Source organism: Polaromonas sp. P4_F9, from assembly GCF_056401235.1.
On sequence record NZ_JBFUJT010000017.1, the window covers coordinates 160,114 to 174,899 of the forward strand.

Here is a 14,786-nt window from a genome sequence, read left to right on the forward strand (position 1 = left end):
TTGTAGCCTTGTGCCGGCCGCACCAGTGTGTACCGGCATGCGTAACTCCACCTTACCAGCCAAGTCAAATTCAAGATGGATCTCTTTACACCGGACGCAGTAGCCCCGATCCCCGAACCTGCTGACCAGGACTCGCTCGCCGCCTATGCGCAGCGCGCCTACCTGGAATACGCGCTGAGCGTCGTCAAGGGCAGGGCGCTGCCCGACGTGTGCGATGGCCAAAAGCCCGTGCAGCGGCGCATTTTGTACAGCATGGCGCGTATGGGCCTGGGCTTTGGCGGCGCCAATGGTGCAAGCGGCGCCAAGCCGGTCAAGAGCGCGCGCGTCGTCGGCGACGTGCTCGGCAAATACCATCCGCACGGCGACCAGGCGGCTTACGACGCGATGGTGCGCATGGCCCAGGACTTCAGCCAGCGTTACCCGCTGGTCGACGGCCAGGGTAATTTCGGTTCGCGCGACGGCGATGGCGCGGCGGCCATGCGCTATACCGAGGCCCGGCTGGCACGCATCACGACGCTGTTGCTTGACGAACTCGATGAAGGCACGGTCGACTTTGTGCCGAATTACGATGGCTCGTTTGAAGAGCCGCGCCAGTTGCCGGCACGCTTGCCGTTCACGCTGCTTAACGGCGCCAGCGGCATTGCCGTGGGTCTGGCTACCGAGATTCCCAGCCACAACCTGCGCGAGGTGGCTGACGCTTGCGTGGCGCTCATCAAGACCCCCAAGCTCAGCGACGACGAGTTGTACACGCTGATCGCCGGCCCTGACTATCCGGGTGGTGGGCAAATTATTTCGAGTACCGCAGAAATTGCGTCGGCCTATAGCACCGGACGTGGTTCGCTCAAGGTGCGCGCCCGCTGGAAGATTGAGGACCTGGCCCGTGGCCAGTGGCAGCTCGTGGTGCAAGAGTTGCCGCCTGGCGTCAGCACGCAGCGCGTGCTCGAAGAGATCGAAGAGCTCACCAACCCCAAGATCAAGGCCGGCAAGAAAGCGCTGAGCCAGGAGCAGGTGCAGCTCAAGCAGACCGTGCTGTCGGTGCTCGACGTGGTGCGCGACGAGTCCAGCAAGGACGCCGCGGTGCGCCTGGTGTTCGAGCCCAAGACCAGCAGAATCGGGCAGTCCGAACTCATCAACACGCTGCTGGCGCACACCAGCCTGGAGAGTTCTGCCTCGATCAACCTGACCATGGTCGGGCTGGACGGCAAGCCGACGCAAAAAACGTTGCGGCAAATGTTGAGCGAGTGGATCGAGTTCCGCCAGGCCACGGTACAGCGGCGTTCGCAGCACCGGCTCGATAAGGTCCTCGACCGCATTCACATCCTCGAGGGGCGGCAACTGGTGCTGCTCAACATCGATGAAGTGATTGCCATCATCCGCCAGTCGGACGAGCCCAAGGCCGCGCTGATAGAGCGCTTCAAGCTGAGCGACCGGCAGGCTGAAGACATTCTTGAAATCCGCCTGCGCCAGCTGGCGCGGCTTGAGGCCATCAAGATCGAGCAGGAGCTCAAAACCCTGCGCGAAGAGCAGGGCAAGCTCGAGGAAATCCTGGGCAGCCCGGCGGCGCTTCGCCGGCTGCTGGTCAAGGAAATTGAAGCGGACGCCAAACAGTTTGCCGACCCGCGCCGCACGCTGATCCAGGCCGAGAAAAAAGCCGTACTCGAAGTCAAGGTGCTGGACGAGCCGGTCACGGTGGTGGTGAGCGCCAAGGGCTGGGTGCGCGTCCGCTCGGGCCACGGCCACGATGCGGCAAGCTTTGCCTTCAAGGCGGGCGACGGCCTGTACGCGACGTTTGAATGCCGTACCGTCGATACCCTGCTGGCCTTTGGCTCACGTGGCCGTATTTACTCTGTCCCGGTGGCGTCGCTGCCGGGCGCGCGCGGTGACGGGCAGCCGCTGACGACCCTGATCGACCTCGAGTCGGGAACGCAATTGGTGCATTACTTTGCGGGTCCGGCCAGCGCCACCTTGCTGCTCAGCGGCAGCGGTGGCTATGGTTTCCTCGCGACTGTGGAAAACATGAGTTCGCGTCTCAAAGCCGGCAAGACGTTCATCAGCTGCGGCGAGGGCGAATCGGTATGCAGGCCTTCGCATGTATCGGGCAGCACCGGCGCCGTGCCGCTGAGTCCGGCCACGCATGTCGCCTGCGCCTCCACCGGTGGCCGCATCCTCACGTTCGAAATCACCGACCTTAAACTCCAGGCCGCCGGTGGACGTGGGCTGATGCTGCTGGACCTGGACGCCAAGGACACGCTGGCCGGCGCTGCGGCTTACACCCGCAGCGTGAAGATTGAAGGTATTGGGCGCGGTGGCAAGGTGCGTGAGGAAACGCTCGAAATCCGCAGCCTGAACAACGCCCGTGCGGCACGTGCCCGCAAAGGCAAGGCCGCCGACCTGGGCTTCAAACCCACCGGAATCGCTCGCCTTGAATAGAAAATACGCCCATTGCCAATAATCGATGGGCGTAAGTAATACGCGATGGGCGCAAGTTGCTATCTATTTAATAGCAACTCGGGCGGCGGATCCGGGGGCCGGTGTCAGGCCGCGAGCAGTGACTCAAGCCTTTTCAGCCCGGCCACTGTCTCCAGGCAGGCCTGCGCCACTTCCTTGCCTTTGGTCAGAAAATGTGCGGTGAAGAATTTGCGGTGTTCTTCATGCTCATGAAAATTCTGCGGCGTCAGCACCGCCGAAAACACCGGCACGCCGGTTTCCAGCTGGATGCCCATTAGCGCGCTGATCACCGCGTCGGCGACGAACTCATGGCGGTAGATGCCGCCGTCCACCACCAGCCCGCAGGCGATGATGGCGGCATAGCGTCCCGATTTCGCCAGCTTTTTGGCGTGCAGTGGAATCTCGAATGCGCCCGGCACTGCGAAGGAGTCGATGTCGTCCGCGGCTATGCCGTGCCTCGCCATCTCTGCCGTGAAACCGAGGCGGCCCTGGTCCACGATGTCCTGGTGCCAGGACGACTGGATAAACGCAAAACGTGCCGTCTCCGGCGGGGGAAGATTTTTTTGACTCATGAAGGCCTCTGACAATCCAAAACAGCCAGGGCGCACGAGCCTGCATACGCCCGCGCACAAGGCTGCAGGCATGCATGGCATCGCGCTCTCTTTTTATCCGGACTATGACCGTCGACCCCGGAATTGCACCGGATCTGCTGACCCCGAACCTGCACAGATGCAGGCCGGGCGCTCGCGGGTTGATGCATCGCTGCAATCACCGCCGGTGGGGACTTTCACCCCGCCCTGAGAACGCTGCCCCGGAGGATGCCGGGGCGAGCGTGATTCTAAATCTTGTGAAGTGGGGGGCGGTGTCGCGCGATTGCCTCCCCGTCAGCGTCAGGGGCAAATGCCGGCGGTAAACCTGGTCGCTAAAAAAAAGCTAGCGGGCAGCCACGCTGGGAAGGCGTCTGTGCGCGCCCGCGCAAGACCTGACTGCGTCAGGCCCAGCTGCGTGGCGGCACGCGAGAGGTTGCCGCAATCCGCGACGGCAAGCACAACTTCCAGATGCCGGATTTTCAGCTTGCCCTGAAACGATGCCATGCGGGCTGCCGGCGGTTTGTCGGAGCGGCGGTGCTGTCAGCCCACTTCGGCAATCAGGTCGATCTCGACACAGGCACCCATGGGGTTCTGCGCCACGCCAAACGCGCTGCGCGCGTGCTTGCCGGCTTCGCCGAAGATTTCACCGAAGAGTTCGCTGGCGCCGTTGGTTACCAGATGCTGCTCGGTGAAGTCGCCGGTTGAGTTGACCAGGCTCATGAGCTTGACGATGCGTTTGACCTTGCCCAGGCCGACGGCGGCTTCCAGCGTGCCCATCAGATCGATGGCGACTGAACGCGCCGCGGCCTTGCCTTCCTCGGTCGTCATGTTCTTGCCCAACTGGCCGGCGAGGACTTTGCCGTCCTTCTTGGCGATGTGGCCGCTCAGGAACACCAGGTTGCCGGTCTGCACGAAAGGCAGGTAGGCGGCCACCGGGGCTGCCACTGCGGGCAGGGTGATGTTCAGGGCTTTGAGCTTGTCGTAGACGTTTTGCGGGCTGGTACTCATGGTGCGCTCCTGGGAGGGTGAAATCTGTCGGGATGAAATGTGCCGGGGGTGCCAAAAATGGCGGGCGTACCCAGCTACTAAAAAGATAGCAATACAGTCTGTCGCTGTTTTTTTATCTTAGCGCAGGATGCCGATGAAGCCGGCTAATCCACTGTCAATCCGCCTGATGGAGGGCGCCGCCATAAGCGGTCAATTCGGCGGGCTCAAGGGGTTTCACCGTCACCGCAACATCCAGGATGTGCTGCTCGCCACCGCGGATCACGCCGCGCATGGGGGATACGTCCAGAAAATCGCGGCCCGTGGCCAGCGTCACGTAGTCCTCACCCGGCGCCCGGTTGTTGGTGGGATCAAAGTCCAGCCACTGGCTCACGCCGGGGCAGTAGACCGAGGCCCAGGCATGCGAGGCGTCACTGCCGATCAGGCGCGGCTGGCCGGGGGGCGGGGTGGTGAGCAGGTAGCCGCTGACATAACGCGCCGGCAAACCCATGGCGCGGCAGCAGGCCACCATGATGTGCGCAAAATCCTGGCAAACCCCTTTGCGCTGCTCGAGTGCGTCCAGAGCGGGTGTGTTGACCTCGGTGCTTTCGCTCTCATAGGTCATGGTGGTGTGAATGCGTGTCATGAGGTCGTGCGCAGCCTCTGGCAGGGGCCTGCCCGGTATGAAACTCGGCCGGGCAAATTCGGCAAACGCCTCGTCCAGCGGGACATAAGGCGAGGCAAACAGGAATTCGGAGGCGCTGTCGTAGGCGGCGCCGGCCCGGTAGCGGAACTGGTCGCGAACCTGCTCCCAGGGCATTGCCGGCCGCGCGACAGGCGATGAGGGCAGGTCAGCCTGCAGCGGATTGGCGGAGGAGGTGGAGACGACGCTGTCGGCCACGACCGTCAGCCGGTCGTGTGCCGCCTGCAACGAAAAATAGCTGCGGGTATTGCCATAGACATCGACTGTCTCGCGCAGTTGCGCGGGGGCCGGATCGATGCGCAATGCATAGTGCAGCAGCGTCTGCCCGCCGCGGCTGGCCGGCTTGAGGTGCACGACGTGGTGTGCGTTTTCAACCGCCGGCGTATAGCGGTAGCTGGTTTCATGGATGACGTGGAGCAGCACGGGGCAGGGCTTGTTCTGGGTATGGGTTGGGTTGGCCTATGCGCCCAGGCTCTGGCTGCCCGATGCCGCATGGCTGAAGTAGCGCCGGCTGATGGTGTCCGAGAGTTCGAGCGCTTGTGTGCAGCACTGTTCCAGCAAGCCGATCAGTTGCTCGCAACCCGGGACTTCACCGCCGGTTTGAAGGGGCGCACCGTTTGCACCGTCAGCGCTGACGCTGCCACACAGCTCGGCCAGCACCCAGCTGCCCGGGTCGGGCAAGTCCACCGCCAGATCGGGCAACTCCACCGGTGTGCTGCTGGCCAATTTGTCCAGGCGCCCGCACAGGGCTTGCACTACCCATCCCAGCGAGCGCGGAGTGTCGCGGTCCAGCACTAGCAGGTCGAGCAGGGCGGGAATGTCGCGTCGCTGCTGGTACTGCGCATGAAAGCTGATGGTGCTGTCAAACAGGGACACGATGGCGCCAAAGCCGCCTTCCTCGAAAACGGCCCGGGTTTCAAAGCCGTGCACCAGCGCGGCGGCCAGCGTGTAGAGCCGCTCCAGCATCCGGCCTATGCTGAGCAGCCGCCAGCCGTCGTCGCGCGTCATGCGGTCGGTCTGCGCGCCCGTCATGGCCGCCAGGAACCCGCTGAGGGATTCAAGGGCCCTGAGCGCTTCGACCGATGAATACTCCAGTGCGTGGTGGCCCGCATGCCCATGGCCTTGCTGCTGGCCCTGCGAACTGGCGCCGCTGAATGCCTTGCAGTGATGGAAGAAGTCCGCTTCCGTGCGCACGATGACGTGCCACTGTTCCTGCGACAGGCGCTCGCGCACGGCCGATGCTGCACTCTTGAGGGCTCGCAGGTTGTAGCCCACGCTGGCGACTTGCCCGGTGTCGGCCAGGCCGGCAATCAGGGCGCGTTCAAAGACGCGCCGCGCCTGCGTCGCGGGCGGCACGGTATCGAGCACCAGGGCATTGGTCACCGCCATGCGGGTCAGCCAGTCCAGCAGTGGTTGCGAGGTCTGGTCTTCGCCGCCCAGGCACTGCAGGGTTAGCTGGGCCAGCCGCGTGGAGTTCTCGGCGCGCTCGGTATAACGGCCCAGCCAGAACAGGTTCTCGGCCGCACGGCTGGTCACGGGCGGGCGGTGGCGCAGCGGGGCTGTGGCCCAGGCGGGTGCGGGGTGCTCTGCGCGCTGCCCCGCCGTGCTGTCGGCAGGAGGGGATGAGGTGGTGGTGGCTGCACCGGAGGGCTCGCCCAGCACCCACACATCGGCGCTGCTGCCACCGTGCTGCATCGAAGCCATGTTTTCGTTTTTGCCGGCGAGCCGCGCCAGTCCACCGGGCAGTACCTGCCAGGAGCCCGCGCCGTCGGCGACCGCAAACACGCGCAGCATCGCCGAACGTGGCGCTACGCGTTCACCCTGCCAGGTGGGTGTTTGCGACAGCGGCAGGTAGGCCTGCACGGTGTAATCCTCGCCGCGCCGGACAATGCGGCCGGCCCATTCGTCGAGTTCGCGGCGGGACAGGGTGTGCCCGATGACGGATGCCATGCCCGAGCCGGCATGGGTGGGCTTGATCACGCAGTCCTTGAGCTGGCTCAGCACGTCCCGCATGACGGCCTGCTCGCCACACCACCAGGTGGCCAGCGAAGGCAGGGCCAGTGTTTCACCGAGCAGGTGCTGCGAGAGTGCGGGCAGGAAACCGAGCAGGGCGCTGGACTCCAGAAAGGCCGAGCCCGGAGTGTTTACCACCAGCACGTTGCCTGCACGAATGACCTGCAGCAAGCCGGGCACGCCCAGGGTGGAGTCGGAACGCAGCTCCAGCGGATCCAGGAATTCGTCATCGAGCCGCTTGAGCAGTCCATGCACAGGCTCCAGGCCGCGCAGGGTTTTGAGGTACAGCTTGTCGTCGCGTACCAGCAGGTCGTTGCCCTCGACCAGCGTCAGCCCCAGAAAGCGGGCCAGGTAGGCGTGCTCGAAATAGGTTTCGTTGTAGGGGCCTGGCGTCAGCAGAACCACCCGGCTTTCCTCGTTGCCCTCATTGGCGGGGCTCATCGCCTTGAGCCCGTCCACCAGTGCCTTGTATGAGGCGGCCAGCCGCTGCACCTTCATCTCCCGAAAGGCTTCCGGAAACAGCAGGGAGATGGTCAGCCGGTTTTCCAGCAGGTAGCCCAGGCCCGAGGGCGCCTGCGTGCGTTGGGACACCACCGACCAACGCCCATCCGGGCCGTGGCCGATGTCGAAGGCCGCGATGTGCAGGTGGGTACCACCAGCGGGCTTGACGCCCTGCATGCCGCGCAGGTAGCCGGGGTTGCCGTGCACCAGCGCGCTGGGCAGCAAGCCCTTTGAAAGCAGTTCCTGCGGGCCGTAGATGTCGGCCATCACGCGGTCCAGCAACCGGGCGCGTTGCTGGATGCCGGCTTCAATCACGGCCCAGTCCGCAGCCGAGACCATCATGGGGAAAAGGTCCAGCGACCAGGGTCGCTGCGGTCCGTTGGCATCGGCGTAAACGTTGTAGGTCACGCCGTTGTCGCGGATCTGGCGCCGCAGGTTGGCGGTGCGGTGGTTCAGGTCGTAAAAACCGTCAGTGCCCAGGAAGTCGAAGAAGCTTGCCCAGTTGGCTGATAGGGGTCCATTATTCGAACTCGAACTCGAACCTGATCGGGCCGCTGCCGGGCTGGTCTCGTTGGTGGCTTGGGTCTCTGGCGCAGTATCTCGGCCGCCCTGGGCGCCGGTCGCAAGCTGCAAAGGCGGGACGCCCGCCAAAGGCGGCTCTGCAGCCACCGGGCCGCGCGAGACGCTTCCGCGCAACTCGTCAAAGTGCCCGGGCGCAGCCGCGGGCGCCAGCGCAGCAGCCAGCGTGCAGGGCTCTTCCAGCGCCTGGGCAGCAAAAAGTGACTGGGTGTTATTTTCCACGTTACCCAAGTATGCCTTCGGCCCAACCCCCCAAGGGCTCAAAGCGGCGGCAAGCCGCCGTTAAACCGCTGATTTTTGAGCCGAATCGTGCAATTGTTGCACCCATAAGACAGCGATCTCCCGGCGTTCAAACCCGGAAAACTGCCTAACGTAGATCCATCGTAAAGGGAAATTCCCGGCTCGGCTGAACCGGCCTGACCTGCATCTTGCCAGGGGTGTGGCCCATGCGGAAAAACCGGGTCAGGCGGCGGCTTTCGGCTTCATAGGAGTTGACCGGCAGCGTGTCATAGCTGAGCCCGCCCGGATGGGCGACATGGTACTGGCAACCCCCCAGCGAGCGCTCCATCCAGGTGTCGACGATGTCGAAAGTCAGCGGCGCATGCACGCCGATCGACGGGTGCAGGGCCGACGGTGGATTCCAGGCCTTGTAGCGCACACCAGCCACGTATTCGCCGACCCGCCCAGTGCTCTGGAGCGGCAGGGCACGGCCGTTGACGGTGATGACGTGGCGGTTGTCGTTCAGGCCCGTCACATGGACTTCCACGCGTTCGAGCGAGGAGTCGACATAGCGCACGGTGCCGCCCGCCGAACCTTCCTCGCCCATCACATGCCAGGGCTCCAGCGCACTGCGCAGGGTCAGCTCGATGCTGTTTGCCGCCACCTGGCCAATCAGCGGGAAGCGGAATTCGAAATGCGGTTCGAACCAGGTCATGTCAAAGGGGTAGCCGGCCTCCACCAGTTCGGTCAGCACGTCGGCAAAATCCATGCGGATAAAGCTGGGCAGCAGGAAGCGATCGTGCAGTTCAGTGCCCCAGCGCGTGACGCGGCCGTGGTAGGGGGTTTTCCAGAAGCGCGCCACCAGGGCGCGCAGCAGCAACTGCTGGGCGATGCTCATGCGGGCATGGGGCGGCATTTCAAAGGCGCGCAGTTCCAGCAGGCCCAGGCGCCCGGTAGCAGAGTCCGGCGAGTACATCTTGTCGATGCAGAACTCGCTGCGGTGCGTGTTGCCCGTCACATCCACCAGGATGTTGCGCAGAGTCCGGTCGACCAGCCAGGGCGGCATGTTGGCGCCGTATTTCTGCCGGTTGTTGCGGATTTCACGCAGGGCGATTTCAAGCTCGTACAACTGGTCGTTGCGTGCCTCATCCACGCGCGGTGCCTGGCTGGTGGGGCCGATGAACATGCCCGAAAACAGGTAGCTCAGCGAGGGGTGGTTGTGCCAGTAGGCGATCAGGCTGCCCAGCACCTCCGGTTTGCGCAGGAAGGGGCTGTCGGCGGGGGTGGCGCCACCCAGCACAAAGTGGTTGCCGCCGCCGGTGCCGGTGTGCCGGCCATCGGTCATGAATTTTTCGGCCGACAGCCGCGTTTCATGGGCAATCTTGTAGAGGAATTCGGTGTGCTCCACCAGCTCGCCCCAGTGATAGGCGGGGTGGATGTTGACTTCGATCACACCCGGGTCGGGTGTGACCTGCAGCATTTTCAGGCGTGGGTCGCGCGGCGGCGGGTAGCCCTCCAGCACGATGCTGACACCCAGCGTTTGCGCGGTCGCTTCCACGGCCGCGAGCAGGTCCAGGTAGTCCTCCAGCCGCTCCATCGGGGGCATGAACACGTAGAGGGCACCGGTTTCGCCGCTTTTGCTTTTGTTGGCCTTGCTGTCAGGGTCGGCCCTGGGTTTGTCTTTTGCCTTATCCGGATCTTTCGGGTCTTTCGGGCCATTGGCCCGAGCGGGGTCGCGGACCTCGACGCACAGCGCGGTGCGCGTCAGCCAGCCGGCAGACTCGAAGGCTTTGGGCGCACGCTGCTCGTTGGCAGGAGGTGGCACGTGGCTTGACGGAGCGGCCGCGCCGGTGCCTCCGGTGCCGCCACCCATGCTGCTGTCGCCGGTGGGGCGAAACTGCAGGATGCGACTGGCCTGCGTCAGTGCCGCGTTGCCCGTCATGTAGCGCGCCATGTACTGCGCCAGCGAGCTCGCACTGCTGCCAGCAGGAGGGGGCGAGGCCTGCGAGACAGCCGCAGGCGCCGGCTGCGGAGCGCCCCGCGCCACCGCCGCCGCGGCGTTGTAGCGTGCGGCCAGCACCGATGTCGATGGCAAGTCCTGGCGCGGCGCAAACGGGTCGGCCTCGATCATGTAGGGGTAGTCTGTTTTGGAAACCCAGGGCACCGAATCGAGCGGCAGCCGGTAACCCATGGGTGAGTCGCCCGGCATCAGGTACATGCGCTCATCGCGGAAGAACCACGGACCGGTGGACCATTTGGGCCCGGCCAGGGCCGGCGAGGCAGCCTCCTTCGCCTTCAGCGGCAGCACATAACCCACCACGGAGTCCAGCCCCTGCATGAAGACGCGACGCAAACGCTCCCGTTCCATCGCGTCATCCAGGCGGGAGTCAAAAGGGTCGACGTTGACCGGCAGGCGCCGCTCGCGCCACAGGTAGTACCAGGTGTCTTCATAGCCCGGCGTGATGTAGTTCGTGGCCAGGCCCAGCTTGCCCGCCAGGGTCTTGATGAAACGCTGCGCATCTGCGCTCGTGTATTGGCAGGGTTTGCGTTCATCGGCAAACAGGGCCGGGTTTTGCCAGATCGGCTGACCGTCCCTGCGCCAGAAAATACTCAGCGCCCAGCGTGGCAATTGCTCGCCGGGATACCACTTGCCCTGCCCGAAATGCAGAAAACCGCCCTCGCCATACTCGGCGCGCAGCTTTTGCACCAGCTCGGTGGCATAGCCGCGCTTGGTGGGGCCCAGGGCGTCGATGTTCCATTCCGCGGCATCGCGGTCCGTGGTGGCCACGAAGGTGGGCTCGCCGCCCATCGTCAGCCGCACGTCGCCGGCCACCAGGTCTTTGTCCACCGCCTCGCCCAGCGCCAGCACGTCGGCCCATTGCGCTTCGGTATAGGGCTGGGTGACGCGCGGTGATTCGTAAATCCGCTGCACCGCCATGTGGTGCTCGAACTCCACCTCGCATTTGTCCACGCCGCCTTCCACAGGGGCGGCACTGGACGGTTCGGGCGTGCAGGCCAGCGGGATGTGGCCTTCGCCCGCCATCAGGCCCGATGTTGGGTCCAGCCCCACCCAGCCGGCACCGGGCAGGAATACTTCGCACCAGGCGTGCAGATCGGTAAAGTCGGTCTCCGCGCCGCTGGGGCCGTCAATCGCCTTGACGTCGGCCTTGAGCTGGATCAGGTAGCCCGACACAAATCGCGCGGCCAGGCCCATGTGCCGCAGCAGCTGCACCAGCAACCAGCCGGTGTCGCGGCAGGAGCCGCAGGCCAGTTGCAGGGTTTCCTCAGGCGTTTGCACGCCGGGCTCCATGCGGATGGAGTACTGGATGTCGGACTGCAGGCGCTGGTTGAGGCCGACCAGGAAGTCGATGGTCCGCTTGGGACTCAGGTCGGTCTGCTCAAGATAGCGCTTGAACAGCGGCGTGGCGGCCTGGGTCGCCAGGTAGGGCGCCAGTTCCTGCTTCTGGCTGGCGCTGTAGGTAAAAGGAAATTCCTCGGCGCTGGGCTCCAGAAAGAAATCAAAGGGGTTGAACACCGCCATCTCGACGACCAGGTCCACCGTGACCTTGAATTCACGGGTGGGATCCGGAAACACCAGCCGGGCCTGGTAATTGGCAAACGGGTCCTGTTGCCAGTTGATGAAATGTTTGGCCGGCTCGAAGTTGAGGGAGTAGGACAGCACGCGGGTCCGGCTGTGCGGCGCAGGCCGCAGGCGCACGACCTGGGGGCCCAGTTTCACCGGGCGGTCGTATTTGTAATGGGTGATGTGGCTCAGTGCAACGTGGATCGACAAGGCAGCCTCGCTTTTTCAAATTAGGGCATCGGTGCGCAACAGCGCCAATCAAAACACAAAAAGAGTGGATCGCCACTCGGGCGACCCCTCGGGACAGCTTACTCCGCTTCGGCTACATTTCTGCAAGCAAGAGCTGCGCCAAACAGGCTTTGTCGGCTTTTTGCCTCGCCCGGCCGTTGAGCACGCAGCCATTGCATCGAATAAATCAAGCAATAACAAGTAACAAGTGGGGAGGGAGGCCGTGGGCGACCGCATTTTGGCCAGACCATGGGCTGCCTCCATGGGGCCTGGCCTTGTTTTTGGCGGTTTCATCACCGGGGTTGCCCTGCAATTGCAGCAGCCCGGTTTGTGGATGGGCAGCCTGTATGCCGCGTCGGCGGCGCTGGCGGCGTTCGCGGGGCTGGTGATGGGCGGCTTGCGGCGCAGGGCCGGTGGCGCCTCGACTCTGAACAGGAGGGGTTGGCGCGGTGCCGGCCTGGCTGCGGTGGTGCTCGCTGCCTTGCTGGGCTTTGCCTTGACGGGATGGCGGGCCACCGTGTTTCAGTCGATGGCACTCGACCCCGCGCTGGAGGGACGTGATATTGCCGTGACGGGTGTGGTCCTGGCCATGCCACAACCCGCAGAAGACGGCCTGCGCTTTCGTCTGGCTATTGAATCGGCCCGCCTGAACGGGCAAACAGTCACCCTCCCGCCGCAAATTTTGCTCGGCTGGTATACCGGCTTCGGGGTACAGGAGGCCAGGGCACTCCCGGCAGAAAGTGCTGATCCGTCTGAAATTGCGCTGGAGTTGCAGCGCCAGCCACCCACTGGCTTGCATGGCCTGCGCGCCGGCGAGCGCTGGCAAATGACGGTGCGGCTCAAGGCCCCGCACGGCAACAGCAACCCGCACGGGTTCGACTACGAGCTCTGGCTCTGGGAGCAGGGCATTCAGGCCACCGGCTATGTGCGTGCCGGACCGCACGATGCGCCGCCTCGGCGGCTTTCCGGCAGCTGGGAGCATCCGGTGGAGCGCGCCCGGCAGTCGGTGCGTGAAGCGATTTTCCAGCGCATCGACAACCGGCAACTGGCCGGTGTCGTGGCCGCCCTGGTGGTGGGTGACCAGAATGCCATCGAGCGCGCTGACTGGGATGTCTTTCGCGCCACGGGTGTCGCCCATTTGATGAGTATTTCGGGCCTGCACATCACCATGTTCGCCTGGCTCGCCTCGCTGCTCCTGAGCGGCCTGTGGCGGCGTTCTGTCGGGCTGACGCCCCGGCTTTGCCTGGCGCTGCCGGCCATCAGCGCCGGGGCCTGGGGCGGCCTTTTTCTGGCGGCCCTGTACGCGCTGTTTTCAGGCTGGGGCGTGCCGGCGCAACGAACCATCTGGATGCTGGCGACGGTGGTGTTGCTGCGGCAAAGCGGCCGGCAGTGGCCCTGGCTGCAAACCTGGCTGCTGGCCATGGCCGTGGTGGTGGCGCTGGACCCCTGGGCGCTGATGCAAGCCGGTTTCTGGCTGTCGTTTGTGGCGGTGGGCGTGCTGTTTGCTACAACTCCAGGCACATCTGGCACCCGTGATCCAACGGGCGACAGCCAGTTTCTTTCCGGAAAGGTGGCGCAGGGCGGGTGGGTGCCGCGGCTGCTTGCTAAACCGGCGGCCGGGCTGCTGCGTGCCGCCCGGGAGCAATGGGTGGTCACGCTGGCGCTCACGCCCTTGTCGCTGCTGCTGTTCAACCAGGTGTCACTGGTGGGCCTGCTGGCCAACGCGGTGGCCATTCCCTGGGTGACGCTGGTCGTGACGCCGCTGGCAATGCTGGGCGTGCTGTGGGCACCCCTGTGGGATGCGGCGGCGTGGGCGGTGGGCCTGCTGACAGTGTTTTTGCAATGGCTGGCCAGTTGGTCGCTGGCATCCGTCAGCGTGGCTGCCGCGCCGCTGTGGTGCGCCGCCTTCGGCGTACTGGGGGGCGTTTTGCTGGCGCTGCGTCTGCCGTGGCACTGGCGCGTGCTGGGCATTCCCCTGATGCTGCCAGTCCTGTTATGGCAACCGGCGCGGGTTGCACCGGGACAGTTTGAATTGCTGGCGGCGGACATCGGACAGGGCAATGCGGTGCTGGTGCGCACGGCCACCCATTCCCTGCTGTATGACACCGGCCCGCGTTTTTCGCGTGAGAGCGATGCCGGGCACCGCGTGCTGGTTCCGCTGCTGCGGGCCCTCGGCGAGCGGCTGGACATGCTGATGCTCAGCCACCGCGACATCGACCACATTGGCGGTGCACCGGCCGTGCTGGCCATGCAGCCGCAGGCGAACCTGCTCAGCTCCATTGAAGACAGCCATGAGTTGCAGGCGCTGCGCAAATCGGCCCGCTGTACGGCGGGCCAGCGCTGGGTCTGGGACGCGGTGACTTTCGAGGTGCTGCACCCGGTGGCCGCCGACTACGAGGCGGCAAACAAATCCAATGCCATGAGCTGCGTGTTGCGCGTGTCCAATGGCGCTCAGACCGCCTTGCTGGCGGGCGATATCGAGTCCGCCCAGGAGTTCAGGCTGGCCGGCAGCGCCAGCCCGGCCAGCCTGAAGGCCGACTTTTTGCTGGTACCGCACCATGGCAGCAAGACATCGTCGAGCGCCCCCTTCCTCGACGCTGTCCAGCCCCGGCTGGCGGTGGCGCAGGCGGGTTACCGCAACCGCTTTGGCCATCCGGTGGAGTCGGTGGTGGCGCGCTACAGCGAGCGCGGCATCAGGCTGCTCAGGTCGCCGCAGTGTGGCGCCGCCACCTGGCAGAGCGTGAAACCGGCGGACATCGTGTGCCAGCGGCAACAAGGCCGGCACTACTGGCATCATGTGCCTGAGTCATAAAGAAAAAGAGGAAGGAAAAAAAGGAGGAGAAAAGGAGAAAAAAAGGCGAAAAGAGAAGAGGACAAAATAGAAAAAGAAAAGTGCGATACGGCACCCGATTCACCAATCTGGCGCATAACTTGCTAA

General features: G+C 64.6%; 8 protein-coding genes and 1 riboswitch. Of the genes, 2 read left to right on the forward strand and 6 right to left on the reverse strand.

Annotation, left to right across the window (positions count from 1 at the left end; genetic code table 11):
- The first annotated feature begins 75 nt into the window (after positions 1-75).
- Entirely contained in the window at positions 76-2,430 is a 2,355-nt protein-coding gene (gene parC / locus AC1DUB_RS16495) for a DNA topoisomerase IV subunit A (RefSeq protein ID WP_477730419.1), read from the forward strand.
- 104 nt (positions 2,431-2,534) lie between these two features.
- Here the strand turns inward: parC and AC1DUB_RS16500 are convergent, their stop codons facing one another.
- From AC1DUB_RS16500 to AC1DUB_RS16525, 6 genes are all read right to left on the reverse strand, one after another.
- Entirely contained in the window at positions 2,535-3,020 is a 486-nt protein-coding gene (locus AC1DUB_RS16500) for a 6,7-dimethyl-8-ribityllumazine synthase (RefSeq protein ID WP_477730420.1), read from the reverse strand.
- Between the two features lie 80 nt (positions 3,021-3,100).
- Positions 3,101-3,257, reverse strand: a riboswitch (FMN riboswitch).
- 81 nt (positions 3,258-3,338) lie between these two features.
- Complete coding sequence (locus AC1DUB_RS16505) at positions 3,339-3,542, reverse strand: LysR family transcriptional regulator (protein WP_477730421.1); 204 nt, start codon at positions 3,540-3,542, stop codon at positions 3,339-3,341.
- 36 nt (positions 3,543-3,578) lie between these two features.
- The gene (locus AC1DUB_RS16510; protein ID WP_305639814.1) at positions 3,579-4,046 is read right to left on the reverse strand and encodes a RidA family protein; all 468 of its coding nucleotides are present in this window, start codon (positions 4,044-4,046) and stop codon (positions 3,579-3,581) included.
- Between the two features lie 154 nt (positions 4,047-4,200).
- Positions 4,201-5,148, reverse strand: a complete 948-nt coding sequence (locus AC1DUB_RS16515; RefSeq protein WP_477730422.1) for a transglutaminase family protein — start codon at positions 5,146-5,148, stop codon at positions 4,201-4,203.
- 36 nt (positions 5,149-5,184) lie between these two features.
- Positions 5,185-8,040, reverse strand: coding sequence for a circularly permuted type 2 ATP-grasp protein (locus AC1DUB_RS16520; RefSeq protein ID WP_477730423.1), 2,856 nt, complete (start codon positions 8,038-8,040; stop codon positions 5,185-5,187).
- A gap of 145 nt (positions 8,041-8,185) precedes the next feature.
- A complete protein-coding gene (locus AC1DUB_RS16525) occupies positions 8,186-11,830 on the reverse strand; it encodes a transglutaminase family protein (RefSeq protein ID WP_477730424.1) in 3,645 nt (1,214 codons plus the stop codon).
- Positions 11,831-12,110: 280 nt separating this feature from the next.
- Between AC1DUB_RS16525 and AC1DUB_RS16530 the strand changes: the two genes are divergently transcribed.
- Positions 12,111-14,660, forward strand: a complete 2,550-nt coding sequence (locus AC1DUB_RS16530) for a DNA internalization-related competence protein ComEC/Rec2 (RefSeq protein ID WP_477730461.1) — start codon at positions 12,111-12,113, stop codon at positions 14,658-14,660.
- Positions 14,661-14,786: the final 126 nt, after the last annotated feature.

Excerpts from the sequence above, each read along its gene's own strand:
- parC (WP_477730419.1), top strand. The coding sequence starts at position 76 with ATGGATCTCTTTACACCGGACGCAGTAGCCCCGATCCCCGAACCTGCT.
- AC1DUB_RS16500 (WP_477730420.1), bottom strand. The coding sequence starts at position 3,020 with ATGAGTCAAAAAAATCTTCCCCCGCCGGAGACGGCACGTTTTGCGTTT.
- AC1DUB_RS16505 (WP_477730421.1), bottom strand. The coding sequence starts at position 3,542 with ATGGCATCGTTTCAGGGCAAGCTGAAAATCCGGCATCTGGAAGTTGTG.
- AC1DUB_RS16510 (WP_305639814.1), bottom strand. The coding sequence starts at position 4,046 with ATGAGTACCAGCCCGCAAAACGTCTACGACAAGCTCAAAGCCCTGAAC.
- AC1DUB_RS16530 (WP_477730461.1), top strand. The coding sequence starts at position 12,111 with ATGGGGCCTGGCCTTGTTTTTGGCGGTTTCATCACCGGGGTTGCCCTG.